At 71.0% G+C, this 20,230-nt stretch carries 15 protein-coding genes; 7 read left to right on the top strand and 8 right to left on the bottom strand.

From position 1 onward, the window contains the following. Nucleotides 1-15: 15 nt before the first annotated feature. Nucleotides 16-1,317: a glycoside hydrolase family 5 protein gene (locus NBW76_RS15580; RefSeq protein ID WP_082481267.1), complete on the bottom strand. Its 1,302-nt coding sequence runs from the start codon at nt 1,315-1,317 to the stop codon at nt 16-18. Then, complete coding sequence (locus NBW76_RS15585; RefSeq protein ID WP_056552566.1) at nt 1,314-3,332, bottom strand: phospholipase D-like domain-containing protein; 2,019 nt, start codon at nt 3,330-3,332, stop codon at nt 1,314-1,316. The genes NBW76_RS15580 and NBW76_RS15585 overlap by 4 nt, the downstream gene beginning before the upstream one ends. A gap of 242 nt (nt 3,333-3,574) precedes the next feature. On the opposite strand from NBW76_RS15585, the gene NBW76_RS15590 reads away from it, so the two are divergent. Continuing rightward, nucleotides 3,575-4,393, top strand: coding sequence for an aldo/keto reductase (locus NBW76_RS15590; RefSeq protein WP_056552569.1), 819 nt, complete (start codon nt 3,575-3,577; stop codon nt 4,391-4,393). Nucleotides 4,394-4,436: 43 nt separating this feature from the next. On the opposite strand, the gene NBW76_RS15595 is transcribed toward NBW76_RS15590, so the two are convergent. Beyond that, on the bottom strand, nt 4,437-5,324 hold the full coding sequence (locus NBW76_RS15595) for an SGNH/GDSL hydrolase family protein (RefSeq protein WP_056552573.1): 888 nt from the start codon (nt 5,322-5,324) through the stop codon (nt 4,437-4,439). 243 nt (nt 5,325-5,567) lie between these two features. After that, complete coding sequence (locus tag NBW76_RS15600) at nt 5,568-5,807, bottom strand: hypothetical protein (RefSeq protein WP_056552576.1); 240 nt, start codon at nt 5,805-5,807, stop codon at nt 5,568-5,570. 182 nt (nt 5,808-5,989) lie between these two features. Here NBW76_RS15600 and NBW76_RS15605 point away from each other — a divergent pair, with 182 nt between their 5' ends. Together NBW76_RS15605 and NBW76_RS15610 are read left to right on the top strand one after the other, a co-directional pair. Continuing rightward, nucleotides 5,990-6,781: a purine-nucleoside phosphorylase gene (locus NBW76_RS15605; protein WP_056552579.1), complete on the top strand. Its 792-nt coding sequence runs from the start codon at nt 5,990-5,992 to the stop codon at nt 6,779-6,781. Nucleotides 6,782-6,837: 56 nt separating this feature from the next. Further along, a complete protein-coding gene (locus NBW76_RS15610; protein WP_056552582.1) occupies nt 6,838-8,457 on the top strand; it encodes a phospho-sugar mutase in 1,620 nt (539 codons plus the stop codon). 91 nt (nt 8,458-8,548) lie between these two features. Here NBW76_RS15610 and NBW76_RS15615 read toward each other — a convergent pair whose 3' ends face one another. Then, nucleotides 8,549-11,314, bottom strand: a complete 2,766-nt coding sequence (locus NBW76_RS15615; RefSeq protein ID WP_056552585.1) for an ExeM/NucH family extracellular endonuclease — start codon at nt 11,312-11,314, stop codon at nt 8,549-8,551. After that, nucleotides 11,314-13,584 (bottom strand): 5'-nucleotidase C-terminal domain-containing protein, encoded by a 2,271-nt coding sequence (locus NBW76_RS15620; protein ID WP_056552588.1) that lies wholly within the window; start codon nt 13,582-13,584, stop codon nt 11,314-11,316. The genes NBW76_RS15615 and NBW76_RS15620 overlap by 1 nt, the downstream gene beginning before the upstream one ends. A gap of 181 nt (nt 13,585-13,765) precedes the next feature. Between NBW76_RS15620 and NBW76_RS15625 the strand changes: the two genes are divergently transcribed. Next, on the top strand, nt 13,766-14,335 hold the full coding sequence (locus NBW76_RS15625) for a hypothetical protein (RefSeq protein ID WP_056552591.1): 570 nt from the start codon (nt 13,766-13,768) through the stop codon (nt 14,333-14,335). Nucleotides 14,336-14,486: 151 nt separating this feature from the next. On the opposite strand, the gene NBW76_RS15630 is transcribed toward NBW76_RS15625, so the two are convergent. Then, the gene (locus tag NBW76_RS15630) at nt 14,487-15,566 is read right to left on the bottom strand and encodes an adenosine deaminase (RefSeq protein ID WP_055969240.1); all 1,080 of its coding nucleotides are present in this window, start codon (nt 15,564-15,566) and stop codon (nt 14,487-14,489) included. A gap of 183 nt (nt 15,567-15,749) precedes the next feature. On the opposite strand from NBW76_RS15630, the gene deoC reads away from it, so the two are divergent. Genes deoC through NBW76_RS15645 form a run of 3 tightly spaced genes read left to right on the top strand, consistent with a single transcriptional unit; the run spans nt 15,750 to nt 19,124 of the window. Beyond that, on the top strand, nt 15,750-16,733 hold the full coding sequence (gene deoC / locus NBW76_RS15635) for a deoxyribose-phosphate aldolase (RefSeq protein WP_082481282.1): 984 nt from the start codon (nt 15,750-15,752) through the stop codon (nt 16,731-16,733). Between the two features lie 49 nt (nt 16,734-16,782). Continuing rightward, on the top strand, nt 16,783-18,237 hold the full coding sequence (locus tag NBW76_RS15640; protein ID WP_056552594.1) for an aldehyde dehydrogenase family protein: 1,455 nt from the start codon (nt 16,783-16,785) through the stop codon (nt 18,235-18,237). After that, entirely contained in the window at nt 18,237-19,124 is an 888-nt protein-coding gene (locus tag NBW76_RS15645; RefSeq protein ID WP_056552598.1) for an aldehyde dehydrogenase family protein, read from the top strand. The genes NBW76_RS15640 and NBW76_RS15645 overlap by 1 nt, the downstream gene beginning before the upstream one ends. 635 nt (nt 19,125-19,759) lie before the next feature. Here NBW76_RS15645 and NBW76_RS15650 read toward each other — a convergent pair. Beyond that, entirely contained in the window at nt 19,760-20,224 is a 465-nt protein-coding gene (locus NBW76_RS15650; protein WP_055969263.1) for a MaoC family dehydratase, read from the bottom strand. Nucleotides 20,225-20,230 lie beyond the last annotated feature (6 nt).

Genomic DNA, 20,230 nt, shown 5'->3' on the forward strand with positions numbered 1-20,230 from the left:
CGACCTCGCCGGCCCTCAGCGCAGCAGGCCCTGCAGCTCGCTGGGCAGAGCGTCGAAGGACAGCCTCCACTGCGTGTCGGCGAGGCCGTAGGTCTCGTCCTTGCCGCGTGTGCGGGTGTAGCCGGACGACTGCGTACCGTTGAACGCCCACCAGGCGAAGCCGATGTCGGTCGTCTCGAGGTTCGACGCCATGCGGGTCAGGAACTTGGCGCGCGAGGGGTCGCAGTCGGTCTCGGAGGCGTCGTGGCGGATGCACGCACCCCACTCCGTGAGCAGCACCGGAGCGGCGAAGTCGTTGCGGGCGTCGTTCATCCCGCCCCACCGGGTCTGGATGCGTCGGTTGAAGAGCGACTGGCTGCTGAGCGCCTCGTCGGAGTGGCGCCAGGCGTAGTCGTGCACCGCGTACACCAGCTTGTCCTGGCGCGGAATCTTCAACGGGTCGCGGAACTGCTCGATCAGCTTGGAGTTGTGCTCCAGGCCGCCGACCACCACGAGCAGGCGGGGAGCCACCGAGTGCACGGCCTCGACGCCCAGCGTGGCAGCACGCTTCCAGTCCGTCTCCTCGTCACCGCTCCCCCAGGTGGGCATGCGGTCGGTCTTCACGTCGAACCGGATCTCGTTGCGCAGCTCCGCCGCGATCACGGCCGGCTGGTCCTCGTACCGCTTCGCCATGAGCGTCCAGTGCTCGAGCCACTCGCTCTCGGGGTGCTCGGCGGTGTACCAGAGGCCGTTCCCGTCGCGGATGTTGCAGCACCAGTCGGCGGTGGAGTGGTGGTTGTCGAGGATGATCCTGAGGTCGGCGTCGGCCAGTGCCTCCACGACCGCGTCGTACACCTCGAGCGCGGTCTTGCCCTGGAGCTGAGGGTTGGCAGCGACCCGCGACGGGTCCGGCACCTCGTCGTCACGCACCATCTCGTTCGACCACGGGAGCCGCACCGTGTTGAAGCCGGCTCCCGCCAGCTCCTCGGCCATGTCGGCCAGCGGCCGACGGTCCAGGCCACCGGGCACCAGGTCGGGCGTCTCCGCGCCGTACCAGTTGGCGGCCGACACCTTGAACCGCTCGCCGGTCTCGTCGACGATGCGCATGCGACCGTCGATCTCCTCGGCCCGCATGCCGCCCACGGCGGGCAGCGTCGGCGTGGGTGAAGCGCTCGCGGCCGGCGTCGCCGACGTGCTCGCGCCCGTGTCACGGTAGGGACCGACGTCGAGCAGGCGGGCCCCCACCACGCCCGCCAGCGCCACGACTAGGAGCGCCACCACGGCCACGAGGCCCTTCCACGTGGTGGAAGGGCCTCGCTGCCGGTGCGAAGAGGTCATCGCAGCTTCATGAACGCTGCGTGGGTCGAGCCGCAGCTCGTGGACTTCTTCCAGATGTTGATCCAGTCGGTCTTGTACCTGTTGTAGAGCGTCGGGTCGTTCCAGACCCGGAGGGTCGTCTCGTCGCTCAGCCTGAAGCCGGAGTAGTCCAGGTTGCGCGGCCCCGTCCACACCGACGACTTCTCGTCGCTCAGGATGTTCTTGGTGTGGATGTACTGGCCACAGCGCAGGTACGTCGTGGATCCGCCGAGCTGCTTCTTCAGCCCGTCGAACGTCGCCTTGTCGGTACCGAAGACGTGCGAGCCGGACGGGATCGGCCGGCTCATGACCACGTAGACCTTGCAGCCCTTCGCCTTGAGCTCCTTGATCGTGTCGACCCACTTGGTGCCGATGTCGCCGGTCCCGAGCAGCACCGCGAACCGCACAGCCTCACCCTTGTCGCACGTGTAGCTCGAACCCTTCAGCCGATCGAGGATCGGGTCGTAGCCTCCGGACGGCGAGAACGAGACAGCCGTGCGAGCCGCGCCGGAGCCCGAGCCCTTCCGCTCCTTGGCGCTCACCATGCCGTCGCCCGAGCTGACGTCGGCCGGGGCCCACGTGTTGTCGTCGGCGCTCTTGACCAAGCCGTCGGCGCCCGAGGTCGCCCAGCCACCGTTGCCGGCCGAGGTCCGCTCGGCGGCCTGGATCATCTGCGACAACCGTGCCGAGGAGCGCGCGTAGATGTTCGCGTCGTTCCACAGCACCGAGCTGGAGTTCCAGTAGTCGCGCAGCTGCCAGTACGACCAGTTGGAGGTCGAGATGACCGTGACGGGTGCGCCCTTGGCCTTGCTGATGGTCAGGAGCTTCTGGTGGTTGTCACCCGCGTTGTTCTGCCCGCTCAGCCCGCGGTCGCTCATGCAGGCTTCCTTGCACTCGTAGTAGCCACCGCCATTGCGGGCGGCGATCTGCTTGAGCCACTCCGTCGTGTAGGCCTGCTTGCCGGTGGTGTCGTTGACCACCATGCTGACCTTCACCTTGCGGGTCGCGCTCACGTAGTCGAGCGCGCGCAGGATCGGGTTCACCATCTCGGGAGGGTTCTTGTAGAGCCCATCGTCGTCGATGTGCCACATGGCCAGCTTCAGCTCGGCGCCGGTGTCGGCGGCGCAGATGGTCTTGACCAGCTGGTCGCGCAGCGCCTTGGACCGCTTGGTCCTGTCGGCCGTGGAGTACGCGCCGGGGTTGGAGAACGCGGGCTGGATGCCCGCAGGGCGCGAGGGGTAGGTGGTGCAGCTGACCACGTGCACGGCGGGAGTGGTGGAGTACCCGATGGCGTAGAGGCCCACCAGCTTGGTGGACACGCGGTACTGCCACCGGCCGGGGGGCGTGGAGACGGACCCGAAGCTGACGGTCCGGTTGGCGCCGGTGGAACCGGTCGTGGCGGTCTTGACCGTGGCCCACTGGGTGCCGGTGATCTTGCCCGACGAGCTGCGGGTGGGCACCCGTCGCTGCAGGTAGGCCGGGTTGCCCTTGACTCCGTACGACAGGACGGCCGAGAACGTGATGCCGCTGCGGCTGTAGATCTCCTCGTTCGTCGCCACGGCGGTCTTCTTGCCGCTGATCGTCTTGCTCAGCGAGACCGACACGGGCCGGTAGGAGTTGACCTGCCGGGCGGCCGACTGGGTCGAGCCGACGCGGACGCGATAGTTGCGGAAGCCGTCGACGTACTTCTTCCCGTCGGCTGCGCGCTCGGCCGAGACGATCGTGATCTTCCAGGTTCCGCTCGAGGTGGCCTTGGTGGTGGCCGCGGGCAGTGGGACCTTGGTGCTGGCCGTGGTGCTGGGCGTCGGGATCTTGTGTGCCCCCTGGTAGAGCTGCACCGTGGAGCCGGCGGGCGCCTTGCCGGAGAACTCCACCGGCGAGCCCTCCCGGACCTTGGTGAGGTTCGACGTGATGGTCACCGTGACGGCCGAGGCCGGGGCGGCGACCAGCAGTCCGCCGAGCAGCGCGAGCAGCGGTGCGAGCACGGCTGCGCGCATGAGTGAGCGGACAGACACAGGGGTACGACCTTCCAAGCCCGAGACGAAGTCTGGATGATCGTACCAAGATGACCGCCGCGCACCGACCGGTTCGCGCACATCTCCCCTGCCCTTCAGGGCGGTCGACCGTCGGACTTGCCGGTCCCCACCTGGTTGCCATGCTGGGGGTTGCGGCTGCGGAGCGCCGACCATCGCGCAGCTCCCGCCCCGACCGACCCTCCCCCACGAACAGGAGCACCACCATGACCGTGCGTGACATCGCCCTGAACGACGGAACCACCATCCCCCAGCTGGGGTTCGGCGTGTTCCAGATCGATCCCGCCGAGACCCAGGCGGCCGTCGAGAAGGCCCTCGAGGTCGGCTACCGCCACATCGACACCGCCAAGATCTACGGCAACGAGGAGGGCGTCGGCGCGGCGCTCAAGGCCACGGGTCTGGCCGACGAGGTCTTCGTGACCACCAAGCTGTGGAACGACGACCAGGGACACGAGTCCACGCTGCGGGCCTTCGACGCCAGCATGGGCCGGCTCGGTCTCGACGTGCTCGACCTCTACCTCATCCACTGGCCCACGCCGGAGAAGGACCGCTTCGTCGACACCTGGAAGGCGTTCGAGCAGCTGAAGGCCGACGGCCGTGTGCGATCCATCGGCGTCTCGAACTTCCGCGTCCAGGACCTGCAGCGCCTGGCCGACGAGGGCCTGACCACCCCGTCGGTCAACCAGGTCGAGCTGCACCCCGCCCTCACGCAGGACGTGCTGCGGGCGTTCCACTCCGAGCACGGCATCGTGACCGAGGCCTGGAGCCCGCTGGCCCAGGGCGCCGTGCTCAGCGAGCCCGCCGTCGTCGAGATCGCCGAGCCGCACGACGCCACGCCCGGTCAGGTCGTCCTGGCCTGGCAGCTGGCGCTCGAGAACGTCGTGTTCCCCAAGTCGGTCACGCCCGAGCGCATCGCCGAGAACTTCGGCGCCACCGAGGTGCAGCTGAGCGACGACGAGCTCCAGCGCATCAGCGCCATCAACCGCGACGAGCGCACCGGACCCGATCCGTCCGAGTTCAACTGACGATGTCGGTCGTCGGGCCGGTCCAGGCCCGGCGGCCGGTCCGTCAGCCGGCGATCTTCGAGACCCGCAGGAAGTCCTCGGCCAGCTTGGTGTTGCCGAGCGCGTTCGGGTGGGTCTTGTCCAGCGTGAACAGGTCGTCGAGGAAGCGGACCGTCACGTAGGTGAAGCCACGCTTCTCGGCCTCGCGCTTCTGCGCCTTCCACATCCAGGAGTGGACGCTGCGTCCGTCGGTGCCCCACGGCGTGGTCACGTAGACCTCGTTCGCCGGGATCCCCTCGGCCTTGCGCGCCTTGTCCAGCTTGGTCATGTAGTTGCTGATCGCCAGCTCCACCTGGGCGCGGGGACTCGTGACGTAGCCCTGCCCCTGACCCCCGCGGCAACGGTGGTAGTCGTTGCGGCCGGTGGCCACGATGATCTTGGCCGGCTTGATGCGCGCGATCTCCGAGAGCCGCTGGTCGAAGCGGGTGCCACCGCACTTGTTGCCGCGGGCCCACATGCCCGAGCCCGACTCGGCCGAGAGCACGGCCCGCATGTCGGCCTTGGCCGCGACCTTGGACCACCAGCCCTGCGACGGCGACCCGGGCTGGTCGGAGAACCAGGCGCTGGTGGAGTCACCGAACACCAGGAGCGGCTCGCCCGGCGCCGGCGCCGAGGCGGCCCTGGCAGCCTTGCTGGCGGTGGCGGTGGGGGTCGGGCTCGGCTTCGGCGCACTCGTGGTGGGCGCGGGGGTCGGCGTCGGCTCCGCAGTGGGCTCCGGCTCCGCGGACGGCTCGACCTCGGTCGTCGGCGCGGGCGTCGAGACGGCCGCCGACGGCGTGGGGTCGGCCGTCGGCTCGTCGGAGATGGCGGGCACCGTCATGACGGTGAACAGACCTGCGGTGACTGCGCCGACGGCAATCAGGTTCTTCGTGAGCGCGCGCGCGTCGAGCATGTGTCTTTCCCAACCCCGAGATGATCGTGACGGTCAAGGGTCACACATGCTCGCTCGTGCGCGTCGGGGAGCACACGAAGATGGTTCGATCGGACTAGTAGGCGTCGGGGCGCAGGTGCCCAGACGCGACGAGACCCTGGCCATCCCCCCGAACGGCCAGGGTCTCGTCGTGTGTGATGGACCATCCCCCCGAGATGCTCCACCGTCCGGCCCGTCCCCCGACAGGCCGGAAGTCTCAGTGCGTCATGCGGCCGCCACCGTGGTGAGGGGCTGGATGCCGTCGGTGTCGAGCGGCTGGATGCCGTCGGTGTCGAGCGGCTGGATGCCGTCGGTGTCGAGCGGCTGGATGGCCTGGGTGACGAGCGGCTGGATGCCGGCCTGGGACGCTGCCTGCGCGGTGGCCGGCACGAGCACCAGCGACGCGGTGGCCGCGAGCACGGCGACGCTCGAGGCGATCACCCTGCGCGTGCGGATCGTCGTCACTCCGGAGTCCTTTCGTCCATCCCCTTGGTCACAGGAGACTACACGGAACTAGTTCTTTAGGACTAGACCTGACTAGTCACTCTTTTGTCCGGTCCCGTGTCGGGACCTTCGGCGCCCGGAACCGGGCACGGCGGTGACTCGCCCGGACCGGTGGCGTCCGTCACGTCTCGTAGGGTGGACCGGTGACCACCGCCGAACTCGCCCGCGCAGCCGCGGAAGCCCTCGCCGACCGCACCGACGGAGCGACCCACGACGTCGCCCTCGTGATGGGATCGGGCTGGCTGCCCGCCGCCGACGCCCTCGGGACCCCTGACCACGAGATCGCCCTGGCCGACCTGCCCGGATTCAGTGCACCGGCGGTCGCCGGCCACGGCGGCACGGTGCGCTCGGTCAAGATCGGAGAACGCCGCGCCCTCGTGTTCCTCGGGCGCACGCACTTCTACGAGGGCAAGGGCGTGGCGGCCGTCGTCCACGGCGTCCGGACCGCGGCAGCAGCCGGCGTCCGCACCGTCGTGCTCACCAACGGCTGCGGCGGGCTCGACCCCAGCTGGACGCCCGGCACCCCCGTGCTCATCAGCGACCACATCAACCTCACCGCCACCTCACCGATCGAGGGCGCGAACTTCGTCGACCTCACCGACCTCTACTCCGCGCGCCTGCGGGCCCTGTGCCGCGAGGTCGACCCCTCGCTCGACGAGGGCGTGTACGTGCAGTTCCCCGGCCCGCACTACGAGACGCCCGCCGAGATCGCCATGGTGCGTGCCATCGGCGGCACCCTCGTCGGCATGTCGACCACGCTCGAGGCGATCGCGGCACGCGAGGCCGGCATGGAGGTGCTCGGACTCTCGCTCGTGACCAACCTCGCCGCCGGCATCTCCGGCGAGCCCCTCAACCACGAGGAGGTCCTCGAGGCCGGCAAGGCGGCCGCGAGCCGCATGGGCGCCCTGCTCGCCGACATCATCCCCCGGATCTAGTGGGCGCCCCACCCGACCTGCACCGCTCCCACCAGCACCGCCCGCCAGGAGGAACCATGCCCGTCGTCGACCTCGCCCTCGACTGGATCGACCAGGATCCTGACCCGGCTACCCGTGCCGAGCTGCAGGCTCTCGTCGACGCCGACGACCTGGACGCGCTGCACGACCGCTTCGACGAGCGGCTGCAGTTCGGTACTGCGGGGCTGCGCGGTGCACTCGGTGGAGGGCCGAACCGGATGAACCGGGTCATCGTGGCCAAGGCGGCGGCAGGTCTCGCGGCCTACCTGCTGCGCGAGACGCCCGACGACCCGTCGGTCGTCGTCGGCTACGACGCCCGTCACAACTCCGACGTGTTCGCCCGCGACACCGCCGAGATCATGCACGCGGCGGGTGTGCGGGCCTACCTGCTGCCCACCCACTTGCCGACCCCCGTGCTGGCCCACGCGATCCTGCACCTCGGCTGCTCGGCGGGCGTCATGGTCACGGCCTCGCACAACCCGCCCCAGGACAACGGCTACAAGGTCTACCTCGGCGACTCCAGCCAGATCGTCCCTCCGGCCGACACCGACATCTCCGCCCTCATCGACGCCGTCGGGCGGGTCGACGAGCTCCCGCGCAGCGACGACTACACGACGGTGGGCCCCGAGGTGGCCGAGGCGTACGTGCAGGCCGTCGTCGACCTCGCGCACGACGGGCCGCGCGACGTGGTGGCCGTCTACACCCCCATGCACGGCGTCGGCCGGGACACGCTGGTCGAGGTCGTGCGCCGTGCCGGCTTCGCGCCGCTCCACGTGGTCCGCGAGCAGGGCGACCCCGACCCCGACTTCCCCACCGTCGCGTTCCCGAACCCCGAGGAGCCCGGCGCCATGGACCTGGCGCTCAAGCTGGCCTCGGAGGTGCAGGCCGACGTGATCGTGGCCAACGACCCCGACGCCGACCGCTGCGCCGTCGGCGTCCGCGACGACGAGGGGTTCCGCATGCTCACCGGCGACCAGACGGGCGTGCTGCTCGCCGAGCTGCTGCTGCGGCGTGGCGCGATGGGCACGTACGGGTCCTCGATCGTGTCGTCGGACATGCTCGGCCGCCAGGCTGCCGCGCACGACCGCCGCTGGCAGCAGACGCTCACGGGCTTCAAGTGGCTGGGCAAGATCGACGACCTCGTGTTCGGCTACGAGGAGGCGCTGGGCTACAGCGTCGCCCCGCACGTGGCCCGCGACAAGGACGGCGTCTCGGCGATCCTCGCGGTGCTCGAGCTCGCCGCCGAGCTGAAGGCCGAGGGCCGGACGCTGCTCGACCTGCTCGACGACCTGTACCGCGAGCACGGTCTGCACGCCACGGGCCAGCTCTCGGTCCGCGTGGAGGACCTGTCGATCATCGCGACGGCCATGAGCACGCTGCGCAGCACCCCGCCCCGCCTGCTCGCTGGGCTCGAGGTGACGTCCGTCGACGACCTGGCCGACGGGTACGCCGGCCTGCCCCCCACCGACGGCATCCGCCTGGGCCTCGGCGACGCCGCGCGCATCATCTGCCGTCCCTCGGGCACCGAGCCGAAGCTCAAGTGCTACGTCGAGGTGGTCGTGCCGGTCACCGACTCGGTCGAGGTCGCCCGCGAGGAGGCGTCGGCCACGCTCGAGGCCGTCAAGACGGACCTCGCCGTCGCTCTCGGCCTCGCCTGATCCACCCGCCCGACCCCACCCATCGGTGGATCCTCAACCGCAGGGGCACTGCTGCGGTTGACGATCCACCGATGCGGGGCTCCGGACCTGGTCAGCGGGTGCGGTAGAGGGTGACCCCGGGCTTCACGCGGCGGTCGCCGGAGTAGACGAGGGTCAGGGTCCGCTTGCCCTTGCCGACCCCGGAGAGCCGCACCGAGGCCGTGCCGTCCACGACCTTCGCGACACCCACCGGGCGCCAGCCGTCGAGCACGAGCAGCACGCCGCCGTCGGCCTTCACGTCACCTCCGGCCACCGTGGCCGTGAGCGTGACCTTGGGCGGTGCGGTGTAGCCGGTCACGGCGATGCGCGTGGGGCCGACCTGCGGCTCCTTCTGCTTCGCCGTGAAGCCGACGATCGCCGGGTCGTGGTCGCTGGCGCGGTAGGGGCTCGTGTCGTACAGGCGCGTGACGTTGTTGTCGTAGCGGCTGTACTCACGCCCCAGCGACTCGTCGGCGTTGATGTCCCACACGTCGGCACCGGTGACCTTGTCCACCGCGGCCGGCGAGGCGAACACGTGGTCGAGCGAGCCGAGCAGGCCACCGAACTGGTACGTGGTCTTGTCGGTGTACTTCGCGGGGACGTTCACGTAGCCGGCGTCCTCGAGGACCGCGATCGGGTCCTCCTTGCTGTAGCTGTTGAAGTCGCCGGTCAGGAACACCGTCTCGGTGCCGGCCGCGGCCTTCTGCTCGTCGGCGAACGCGACCAGCGCGGTGGCCTGGCGGACGCGCGACGCGTTCGACGCACCCTGGCCGTCGCCGGTGTCGGCGTCCTCTCCGGAGCCCGAGCCCTTGGACTTGAAGTGGTTCACGACCACCAGGAAGTCGTCGCGCTCCGTGCCGCCGACGGGCCGGAACTCCTGCGACAGCGGGTCACGGGCGTTGTCGAACGCGGGGTCGTCGTCGATGACGGACTCCCCCACCGGCTCGACGACACCGACGCGGTGGATGAACGCCGTGCGGATCACGTCCTCGCGCTCGGGAACCCGGGTGGGTGACGCGACGGCCGCCCACTCCTCGCGGCCGGCCTTCTCGTTGAGCGCCGCCACGAGGGCACGCAGCGCGGTGTCGCGGTCCATGCCGAAGGCGGCGGAGTTCTCGATCTCCTCCAACGAGACGACGTCGGCACCGAGGGCGTCGATGGCGTTGACGATCTTGGCCTGCTGACGCTGCAGGTTCGCGTCGTCGGCAGCGCCGCGGGGGCCGTCGTTGGTGCAGGAGTTGACGGTGACCCGGTTGCCGTTGCGGTCCGAGTAGTAGGTGCACGTGCCGGCACCGGACTTCTCGTACGCCTCCCCGGTGAGGGTGAAGTAGTTGAGCACGTTGAACGACGCAATCTTGACGTCGCCGCCCACGTCCTTCGGAGCGGCGACCCGCGTGCTGCCGATGCTGATCGGCTCGTCGCCGTCGGCGGTCAGCTGCTGGGTGGGCTGGAGCCGCCACAGGCTGAACCGGTAGTCGAGCACCAGGTCGTCGCCGGTGAACGTGACCGGGGCACCGGCGCGCACCTCGTTGTCGGGACGCAGCCACGGCACCGGCGTGTTCTTGCCGCCGCTCGTGAAGTTGATGCCTGCGCCGTCGTCGACGGTGATGAGGCGCTGCGCGTTCTCGGCCACGACGGCGTCGTACTCCGCCGATCCCGGGCGGGCGACGTCGGTGGGCTGCGGCAAGCCGGTGTCGCCGGCGGCGAGACCGATCTCGCCGAACGTGTTGGTGCCGAAGTTGTTGGTGATCGTGTAGCGACCCTCGGGCGCCACGAGCATGCCCTCCAGGCTCTCGCGCTGCGCCTCGCCCAGCGGCAGGGTGAGCGGCGTGGGCTTCACGGCCTGGGCCGGGTCGGCGAGCTGCTTCCAGTCACCGGCCCCGGGCGACACCTGGGTGAGCCCGAAGCTCTCGGCCACCGTGCCGGTGACCTCGACGTGGTCGCCGATCTCGACGTCGGCCGCCATGGCGGCCGACGCGACGAAGACCCCGTCCGAAGCCGTCCGGTCCGCGGGAGCGGTGCCGCCCGTGCCCTCGGTCTGGAGGTAGAGCCCGTCGAAGCCGCCCGACGGGTACGCGGCGGTGACCACGCCGCTGGTGGTGACGGTCCGACCGACCAGCGGGCTGGCGGAGCCGGTGCCCTGGATCTCGGCGATCGTGACGTCGACCGGAGGCTCGGGCGGCGTGCCGCTCCCGTCGCAGTCGGTGCCACAGGCCTGCGGCGTCGGCGCACCGCCGCGCAGGTCGGCCGCGTTGTCGTCGGTGTCCTGCGCGTCCGTGCGCTGCAACGACGAGGTGACCGAGTACCCCGAGGGGGCCGGACCGCTCCCCTCGTAGGTGGCGGACGCGCCGTAGCCGACGAGGTCGACGAGCTGGTCGGAGCCGAGCACGCTCGCTCGGTCGCCGCTCAGCGCCGACGTGGAGCGGACGAGCGCCAGGGTGCCGCCGTTGGCGTTGCCCGAGAACGCGATCGACGACGTGACGTCGGGCGTGGGCAGCGCCTGGCCGTTCGAGGCGTTGGCGTTGCCCGAGACCAGCAGCGTGCCGCCGGGCTCCACGTGGTGGTCGCCGAGGGCGATGACGCCGGTGAACGCGCCGGTCGAGGAGTACGAGCGGTACTGCAACGACCAGCCGGACACGTCGATCGGCTCGTCGGTGGGGTTCTCGATCTCGACGAACTTGTTGAGGTAGGTGGCCCCGCTGCTGCCACCGTTCAGGTAGGCCTCGCCGATCACCAGACCGTCGCCGTCGGGTGCGGCCTGGACCGGCGAGGCGGCCATCAGGCCGGCGACCAGTGCGGCGCCCGCCGTCAGGACGGCGCCGGCGCGCACGCCGCGCATCAGCGCTTCTTCTTCGCGACGACGGTGACCTTCAGGTCACGCTCGACCGGGGCGTAGGTGTCGTCGCCGCTGTAGGCAGCCGTGAGCACCTGTGCGCCCGCCGGGAGCCGGCGGGTGTCGAGCAGCAGGACGGCGACGCCACTGCGGGTCAGCCTGGCCGACCCGAGCTTCGTGCCTGCGGCGTCGGTGACCGTCAGGCTTCCGGTCGGGCGTCCCTCGCCGCCCTTGACGCGGGCCACCAGCAGCGACGGCGAACCCTGCCTGACGAAGGGCAGGGTGACGACGTCGAGCCTGGCGTCGGCGCCGGACTCCTCGATCGAGAACGGCGGCAGGACCGCCGTGGTCCCCGTCGGGGTCGCCTCGACCTCGATGCGCACGTCGCCCGTGACGCCGTCCGGCAGGGTGCGCTCGACGGTGACGGCGCCGTCGCTGACCGGGAACTCGCCCAGGTCGTACGGGGTGTCGCCGGAGTAGAGCGTGGCGGTGACGCTGCGGGTCTGCGGGCTGCCGAGCGACGTCAGGTCGAGCTTCGGCAGCGTGAACGAGACCGTGCCGCCCTCCTCGTAGGAGGACTGAAGTCCCTCCACCTGCACGGCGTGCCGGGCGAAGCTGGGGGCGACGGGGCTGTTCTCGCCCAGGTAGTCGATCCAGACCTCGTAGTCGAGCAGTCCGGTGTCGACCGCCGTGCCCTCGGCGAAGGTCCGGAAGTTGTCACCGCCGGAGGCCAGGAACGACGGCACCGCGACCTTGTACGTCGTGTCGGCACCGACCTGCTCGCCGTCGACGCGCAGCGACGTGATGCGCTCGCCCTCGGGCCGGGTCGGGTCGAAGGTGTAGGCGACGTTGCTCGAGGTGCCGAGCTGCAGGTAGGGGCGCGAGGGCACGTTGCCCGCGGCGTCGCGCTGCCACTGCTCCTCGAAGACCTGCGTCAGCTGGGCCCCCGTGAGGCTGACCGAGCTGAGGTTGTTGGTGAAGGGCAGCACCGCGTTGGCCTCGGCGAACGTGACCACGCCGTCGGCGTTGGAACCGCCGGTGCCCTTGAACAGCAGGTCGCTGCGCAGGCCGCCGGGGTTGACGACGGACAGGTCGGCGCCGGCCGGGGTGTCCTTCACGCCGGCGAGCTGGGCGTCGGCGACCAGGTTGCCGAGGGTGGACTCGCTGGAGCGGTCGTCCCGGTTGCCGCCGGCGTAGGCCGTGGTGACGTCGGCCGTCACCTCGGCGACGGGCTTGCTGCCGACCTCCTGGGCGTTGGCGAGCGCGGCGTCGACGATGGTCTTGACCTCGGCCACGCGCGGGAACCGGCTCACCAGGGTGGCGTCGTCGGTGGTGGTGCGTGCTGCGTTGGTGGCGGTGCTGGTGACGTCGCCGGTGTCGCCGTCGACGGTCAGGTCGATGCTGCCGATGAACTCGCCGTAGCTGCCGGTCTGCAGCACCGGGCGGGTCTTGCCGGCCTCGCCGGGCACCGGGGCCTGCCAGGCGTACTGCTTGTGGGTGTGGCCGGTGAAGATCGCGTCGACCTCGGCGTCGGTCTTCTGCACGATGTCGGCGAAGGCGCCGCCTGCGGCCACCTCCTGCTCCAGGGTCGCGCCGTCGGGGGTCCCGGCCCCGGCTCCCTCGTGGTACGCGGCGACCACGACGTCGGGCGGGGTAGCCGACGCCTCGAGCTCGGCGACGGTGTCGTTGACCGCCTCGACCGGGTCGGTGAACTCGATGTCGGAGATGCCCGACGGCGAGACGAGCGAGGGCGTCTCCTCGGTGACCGCTCCGACGACGGCGACGTCGAGCCCGCCGACCTCGAAGGTCTCGTACGCGGGGAGCGCCGGCTCGCCGGTGGCCTTGGAGACGACGTTGGCGCCCAGGTAGGAGAAGTCCGCCCGGTCGGCGACCCGGCCGGTGAGGTCGGCGAACCCGCGGTCGAACTCGTGGTTGCCGACGGTCGAGACCTTCAGGTCGAGAGCGTTCAGCACGTCGATGGTGGGCGCGTCCTGCTGCGTGGCGGACGCGAACAGCGAGGCGCCGATGTTGTCGCCGGCCGACATGAAGAGCGTGTTCGCCTCGCCCGCCTCGGCTCGCAGCTGCTCGACGGTGCCGGCGAACTTCACCGTGTTGGCGTCGATACGACCGTGGTAGTCGTTGATGTCGAGCAGCCGGATGGTGACGTCGTCGGCGGCCTGGGCCGGGGCCGCGGCGATGACGCCTGCTCCGAGCGCGAGGGTGGTGCCGAGGGCGAGAGCGGGTGCGGCCGCAGCGCGGCGCAGACGTGTCTTCACGTGAGAGCGGTCCTTCGGGTCGTCGAGTCGGCCCCCCGATGGCACGACTGCGCCCGGACCAGCTCTGGAACGTGCCTCGATTTCACCCGACGACCACCTGTGGCGTCAACGCCCCTCACGTGACGAATGGGTGAAGTCGCGGTGTGGGCGCCTGCGTCGGCGTCTCGTAGGCTCACCCCTCGTGGGCGTCGTGATCGTGGCCGGGCCGTCGGGTGTCGGGAAGTCCCACCTCGGACAGGTGCTGGGGTGGTCGGTGCTGCGCCTCGACGACTTCTACCGCGAGGGCCACGACCCCGACCTGCCGCGGTCCAGCCTGGGCATCCCGGACTGGGACCACCCCGGCTCGTGGGACCCCGTCGCCGCCGTCGGCGCCATCGCCGAGCTGTGTGCGAGCGGCGGGACGGACGTGCCCGTCTACGACCTCGCCTCGAGCGCCCGTACCGGCACGCAGCACCTGGTGGTGGGCGACCAGTTCATCGCCGAGGGCCTGTTCGCGCCTCAGGTCGTGTCCGCCTGTCGCGAGGCGGGCCTGCTCGACGCAGCCATCTGCCTACGTCGGCACCGGCTGGTCACCTTCGCGCTGCGCCTGGCACGGGACCTGCGCGAGGGCCGCAAGAGCCCGTGGGTGCTCGTGCGCCGTGGTTGGCGCCTGAAGAACGACGACGACCGCGTCGTCGCGCAGGCCGTGGCCGCCGGCTGCGAGCCGATGACTCCCCGCCAGGCCCGGCGGATGCTCCGCTCTCCCACCTGAAAACCCGGCGAGACCGTCCGACCTCGTCAGGTCGGAGGTAGGTGACGCACCTCATCGCGTCCGGATGAGGTGCGAGACCTACCTCCGACGGCGTGGTTCGGTGCGAGACCTACCTCTGACGGTCCCGGGCCGCCGGTGGGGCGGGGGTGGGTCAGAGCGCGGCGTAGCGCGGCTTGATGACGTCGTCGATGAGGGCGAGGCGCTCGTCGAAGGGGAGGAAGGCGCTCTTCATGGCGTTGACGGTGAACCAGCGCAGGTCGTCGGCGTCGTAGCCGAACGCGTCGACGAGCAGCTGCATCTCGCGGCTCATCGACGTGCCGCTCATGAGCCGGTTGTCGCAGTTGACCGTCACCCGGAAGCCGAGCTCCTTGAGCAGGCCGATCGGGTGGTCGGCGATGGAGCGCATGCCGGGCACCGCCGACGTCTGAAGGTTCGACGACGGGCACATCTCGAGCGGGATGCGCTTGTCGCGGATGTAGGCCGCCAGCCGACCCAGCCGCGGGCCGCCCTCGGCCGCGAGGTCGATGTCGTCGATGATCCGGACGCCGTGGCCGAGCCGGTCGGCGCCACAGCGCTGGATGGCCTGCCAGATGGACGGCAGGCCGAACGCCTCGCCCGCGTGGATGGTGAAGTGCGCGTTCTCGCGGCGCAGGTACTCGAACGCCTCGAGGTGCAGAATCGGCGGGAAGCCGTCCTCCGCACCGGCGATGTCGAACCCGCAGACGCCACGGTCGCGGTACTCGACGACCAGCTCGGCGATCTCGAGCCCGTGCTGGGCGTGCCGCATGGCGGTGAGCAGCTGGCCGACGACGATCGGCGTGCCCTCGGCCGCGGCCTCGGCCCGGCCCTCGTCGATGCCGGCCTGGACGGCCTCGACCGTCTCGGACAGGCTCATCCCGCCGCGCAGGTGCTGCTCGGGCGCCCAGCGCAGCTCGGCGTACACGACGCCGTCGGCCGCGAGGTCGAGGACGGACTCACGGGCCACGCGGGCCAGGTCCTGCGGCCGCTGCATGACCGCCACGGTGTGCTCGAACGTCTCGAGGTAGCGCGGCAGCGAGCCCGAGCTGGCGGCGTCGGCGAACCACAGCCCCAGCTGGTCCGCGGGCGCGGGCAGCGCGTGGCCGACCTCCTCGGCGATGGCGGCGACGGTGGCGGGTCGGACGCCCCCGTCGAGGTGCTCGTGCAGCGCCACCTTGGGCGCGCGTCGGATCTGGTCGGCGGTGAGGGTCACGAACCCATCGTGGCACGGGACCGGCGGCTCCGGCGTGCACGCGCCGTGCCCTCTGCGGTGGAGGCATGACCACGCGCGGCTCGAGGTGGCAGACTTCACGGGGTTCGACGGCTACCCCGCCGAACCGTCGCACCGGGCGGTTCCACCCGTCACCCGCCCGACCCCCGATCCGGAGAACCGTCCATGAGCCCCACCCCCGACACCACCGTCGACGTGTCCATCGACGACCTGCGCTCGAACGTAGGCCTCGGCGGCACCGACACCGCGGCACTGCGCACGTTCCTGGACGGCCTGCCCGCCGTCGACCCCGTCGGCGTCGAGGCGCGGGCCGCCCAGCTGGCCACGCGCTCCATCAAGAAGGACACCAAGCGGGCCCTGATCGACCTCGCCATCTCGATGGTCGACCTGACCACGCTCGAGGGCGCGGACACCCCGGGCAAGGTCCGGGCCCTGTGCCGCAAGGCCGTGAACCCCGACCGCGAGGTCGAGGGCACGCCGTCGACCGCGGCCGTGTGCGTGTACCCCGACATGGTCGCCGTCGCGGCCGAGGCGGTCGCCGGCACCGGCGTCAAGGTCGCGTCGGTGGCCACGGCGTTCCCGGCGGGGCGTTCGTCGATCGAGGTCAAGCTCGCCGACACCCGCCTGGCCTTCGAGGCCGGCGCCGACGAGATCGACATGGTCATCGACCGTGGTGCGTTCCTCGCCGGCGACTACGGCCTGGTGTTCGACCAGATCGCCCGGGTGAAGGAGGCCGCCGGCTCGGCGCGGCTCAAGGTGATCCTCGAGACCGGCGAGCTCGCCACCTACGACAACGTGCGTCGTGCGTCGTGGCTGGCCCTGATGGCCGGCGGCGACTTCATCAAGACCTCGACGGGCAAGATCTCCCCCGCCGCCACCCTGCCCGTCACCCACGTGATGCTGCAGGCCGTGCGCGACCTGCACGACCTCACCGGCGCCCAGCGCGCCGTCAAGCCCGCGGGCGGCATCCGCACCACCAAGGACGCGATCGCCTACCTCGTCGCCGTCCACGAGGTCGCCGGCCCGCAGTGGCTCGACCCGCACTGGTTCCGCTTCGGCGCCTCCGGCGTCGTCAACGACCTGCTGATGCAGCGCCGCACCCAGACCAACGGCCACTACAGCGGCCCCCGCTACGTGAGCGTCGACTGACCATGCGTCCGTCCGCCGCCCAGCACCACCCGAAGAGATGAGCAGCCCCATGGATCTCGACCTGACCTACGCCCCGGCCCCGGAGTCGGCGGCGATCGCCGCGATCAAGCCGCGGTACCAGATGTTCGTCGCCGGCGAGTTCGTCGACGGCGGCGGCGACGACCTGACGTCGCTCAACCCCGCCACCCGCGAGCCGCTGACCACCGTCAGCACGGCGACGGCGGCCGACGTCGACCGCGCGGTGGCCGCAGCCCGCAAGGCCTACGACGGCCCCTGGTCGCGCATGGGCGGGGCCGAGCGCGGCAAGTACCTGTTCCGCATCGCCCGCGCCATCGCCGAGCGTGCGCGCGAGCTGGCCGTGGCCGAGTCGCTCGACAACGGCAAGCCGATCCGCGAGACCCGCGACTTCGACGTCCCGACCGCCGCCCAGCACTTCTTCCACCACGCCGGCTGGGCCGACAAGCTCGGTCACCTCGGGCTCGGCCCCGCCCCGCGCCCGCTCGGCGTGGCCGGCCAGGTCATCCCGTGGAACTTCCCGCTGCTCATGGCCGCGTGGAAGATCGCCCCTGCGCTGGCCGCCGGCAACACCGTCGTGCTCAAGCCGGCCGAGACGACGCCCGTCACGGCGCTGATCCTCGCCGAGATCCTCGCGGACGCCGAGCTGCCGCCCGGCGTCGTCAACATCGTCCCCGGTGCCGGCGACGTCGGCAGCGCCATCGTCAACCACCCGGGCGTCGACAAGGTCGCGTTCACGGGCTCCACGCCCGTCGGCAAGCGCATCCAGTCCGAGCTGGCCGGCACCGGCAAGAAGCTCACCCTCGAGCTCGGCGGCAAGGGCGCGAACATCGTGTTCGCCGACGCCGCCGTGGACCAGGCCGTCGACGGCATCGTGTCGGGCATCTTCTTCAACCAGGGCCAGGTGTGCTGCGCCGGATCCCGCCTGCTCGTGCAGGAGTCCGTGGCCGACGAGGTCGTCGAGAAGCTCAAGAAGCGCATCGAGACGCTGCGCGTCGGTGACCCGCTCGACAAGAACACCGACGTGGGCGCCGTGAACTCCCAGATGCAGTACGACAAGATCACGAACCTCACCCAGGTCGGCGCCGACGAGGGCGCCACGGTGTGGACGAGCAGCTGCGCGCTCCCGGAGAAGGGCTGGTTCGTGGCCCCCACGGTGTTCACCGACGCCACCGCGTCGATGCGTGTGGCCCGTGAGGAGATCTTCGGCCCGGTGCTCACGACGCTGACCTTCCGCACGCCCGAGGAGGCGCTCGCGAAGGCCAACAACACGCCGTACGGCCTGTCGGCCGGCGTCTGGACCGAGAAGGGCTCGCGCGCCATGGGCATGGCGGCAGGCCTGAAGGCCGGCGTCGTCTGGGACAACACGTTCAACAAGTTCGACCCCACCGCCTCGTTCGGCGGCTACGGCGAGTCCGGCTTCGGACGCGAGGGCGGCACCGCCGGCATGGCGGCCTACCTCGACACCGACGACGAGGGAGCACTCTGATGGCACGACTGTCCGTCGCCAAGACCTACAAGCTGTACATCGGTGGCGCGTTCCCGCGCTCGGAGTCCGGCCGTACCTACCAGGTGCACGACCAGAAGGGGTCGCTCATGGCCAACGCCGCCCTCGCCTCCCGCAAGGACGCCCGCAACGCCGTCGTCGCCGCCCGGTCCGGGTTCTCGAAGTGGGCCGGCGCCACGCCCTACAACCGCGGTCAGGTGCTGTACCGCGTGGCCGAGATGCTCGAGGCCCGCCGGACCGAGCTCGTCGACCTCATCGTGCAGAGCCGTGGCGCGACCGCCGCCCAGGCGCGCGCCGAGGTCGATGCGTCGATCGACCGCGTCGTGCACTTCGCCGGCTGGACCGACAAGCTGCCCGCCGTCTTCGGTGGCGCCAACGCGGTGTCGGGCCCGTACTTCAGCTACTCCGCACCCGAGCCCACCGGCGTCGTGGCCATCGCGGCGTCGCCGACGTCGGCCCTGCTGCCCCTCGTGGCCGCCGTGCTGCCCGTGCTCGCCGGCGGCAACAGCGTGGTCGTCGTGGCCTCCGAGGCCGACCCGACGGTCGCCGTGACCTTCGCCGAGGTCCTCGCCACGAGCGACGTGCCCGCGGGCGTCGTGAACGTGCTCACCGGCCGGGCCGCCGAGATGATGCCCTGGCTCGCGAGCCACGCCGACGTCAACGGTCTCGACCTCACCGGCATGGCGGCCGACGACCGTGTGGAGCTGGAGCGGTCGGCGTCGGGCACCGTGAAGCGGGTCTACTCCCCCCGCCGCGAGCCCGACTTCACCGCCGCCCCCGGCACCGCCCGCCTGCGCGCGTTCCTGGAGATCAAGACCGTCTGGCACCCCGTGGGCGCCGTGTCGCTGGCGGGTGGGTCGGCGTACTGAGGTTCGTCGCGTCCTCCGGTTGCGCCTCCTCGGCCCAGCCTGACCTGCGGCTGCACACGTCCGGCTGAGTCCCGGCCCGCGGCTGCGCGGTCTCGGGCGGGCCTTTGCCTGCTGCTGCGCCGTCCGGCTGGGTCCTCTCCTGCGGCTGCGTCGCTGTGAGCCCGAGTGGGGTTGGTCTCCGAGAGGGCCTCGACCGGAGCGGTGGGTCTCGGCCCGGCTGGGTCTGCTGGGCGCGGCCACGATTCTCCTTCTGTGCGTGATCTACGCAAGATTCTGCCTTCGCGTGCAGAAACCCCAACGATGCTGCGTTCAAGACGGAATCCCGTATCAATCGCAGCATCCTTCGACCCCTCACGCACCAACGCAGAATCTTGCGTCCCCGAGCCACCCCCCGAGAGCCCACCCGAGTCCGGACCCCGTCGCCGGTCGAGGCCCTTTCGGAGAGCAGGTCCAGTCGCAGCCACAGCGACGCAGCACCGAGCGAAGGCCCAGCCGAGCCAGCGCAGCACCGATCGAACGCCCAGACGAGTCAGCACAACACGCAGCGAAGCTCAGACCGAGTCAGCGCAGCACCGAGCGAACGCCCAACCGAAGCGACGCAGCAGCAGCCCCACGGCCCCCGTGCGGACGACCGCTCAGGCGCCGTTGGCCTCGATGAGGACGGTGACGGTCTCGGCGACGCACGCCGGCTTGTCCTTGCCCTTGATCTCGATCTGGTGACGCAGGGTCACCTGCTGGCCGCGCTCGACGTCCTGGACGTCCAGCACCGTCACGCGGTTGCGCAGCTTCGAGCCGACGACCACCGGCGTCATGAACCGCACCTTGTTGAGGCCGTAGTTCACCCGCGCGACGTCGCCGGCGAAGGCGTAGACCTGGGCGCCCAGGAAGGGCAGCAGCGACAACGTCAGGTAGCCGTGGGCGATCGTGGCGCCGAACGGTCCCTCGGCCGCCCGCTCGGGATCGACGTGGATCCACTGACGGTCGCCGGTCGCGTCGGCGAAGAGGTCGATCCGCTCCTGGGAGATCTGGACCCACTCGCTCACGCCCAGCTCGTCACCGACGGACCCGGCGACCTCGTGACGGTCGTTGAGCACACGCATGCAGTC

Source organism: Aeromicrobium sp. Leaf245 (assembly GCF_942548115.1).
Taxonomy (GTDB): domain Bacteria; phylum Actinomycetota; class Actinomycetes; order Propionibacteriales; family Nocardioidaceae; genus Aeromicrobium.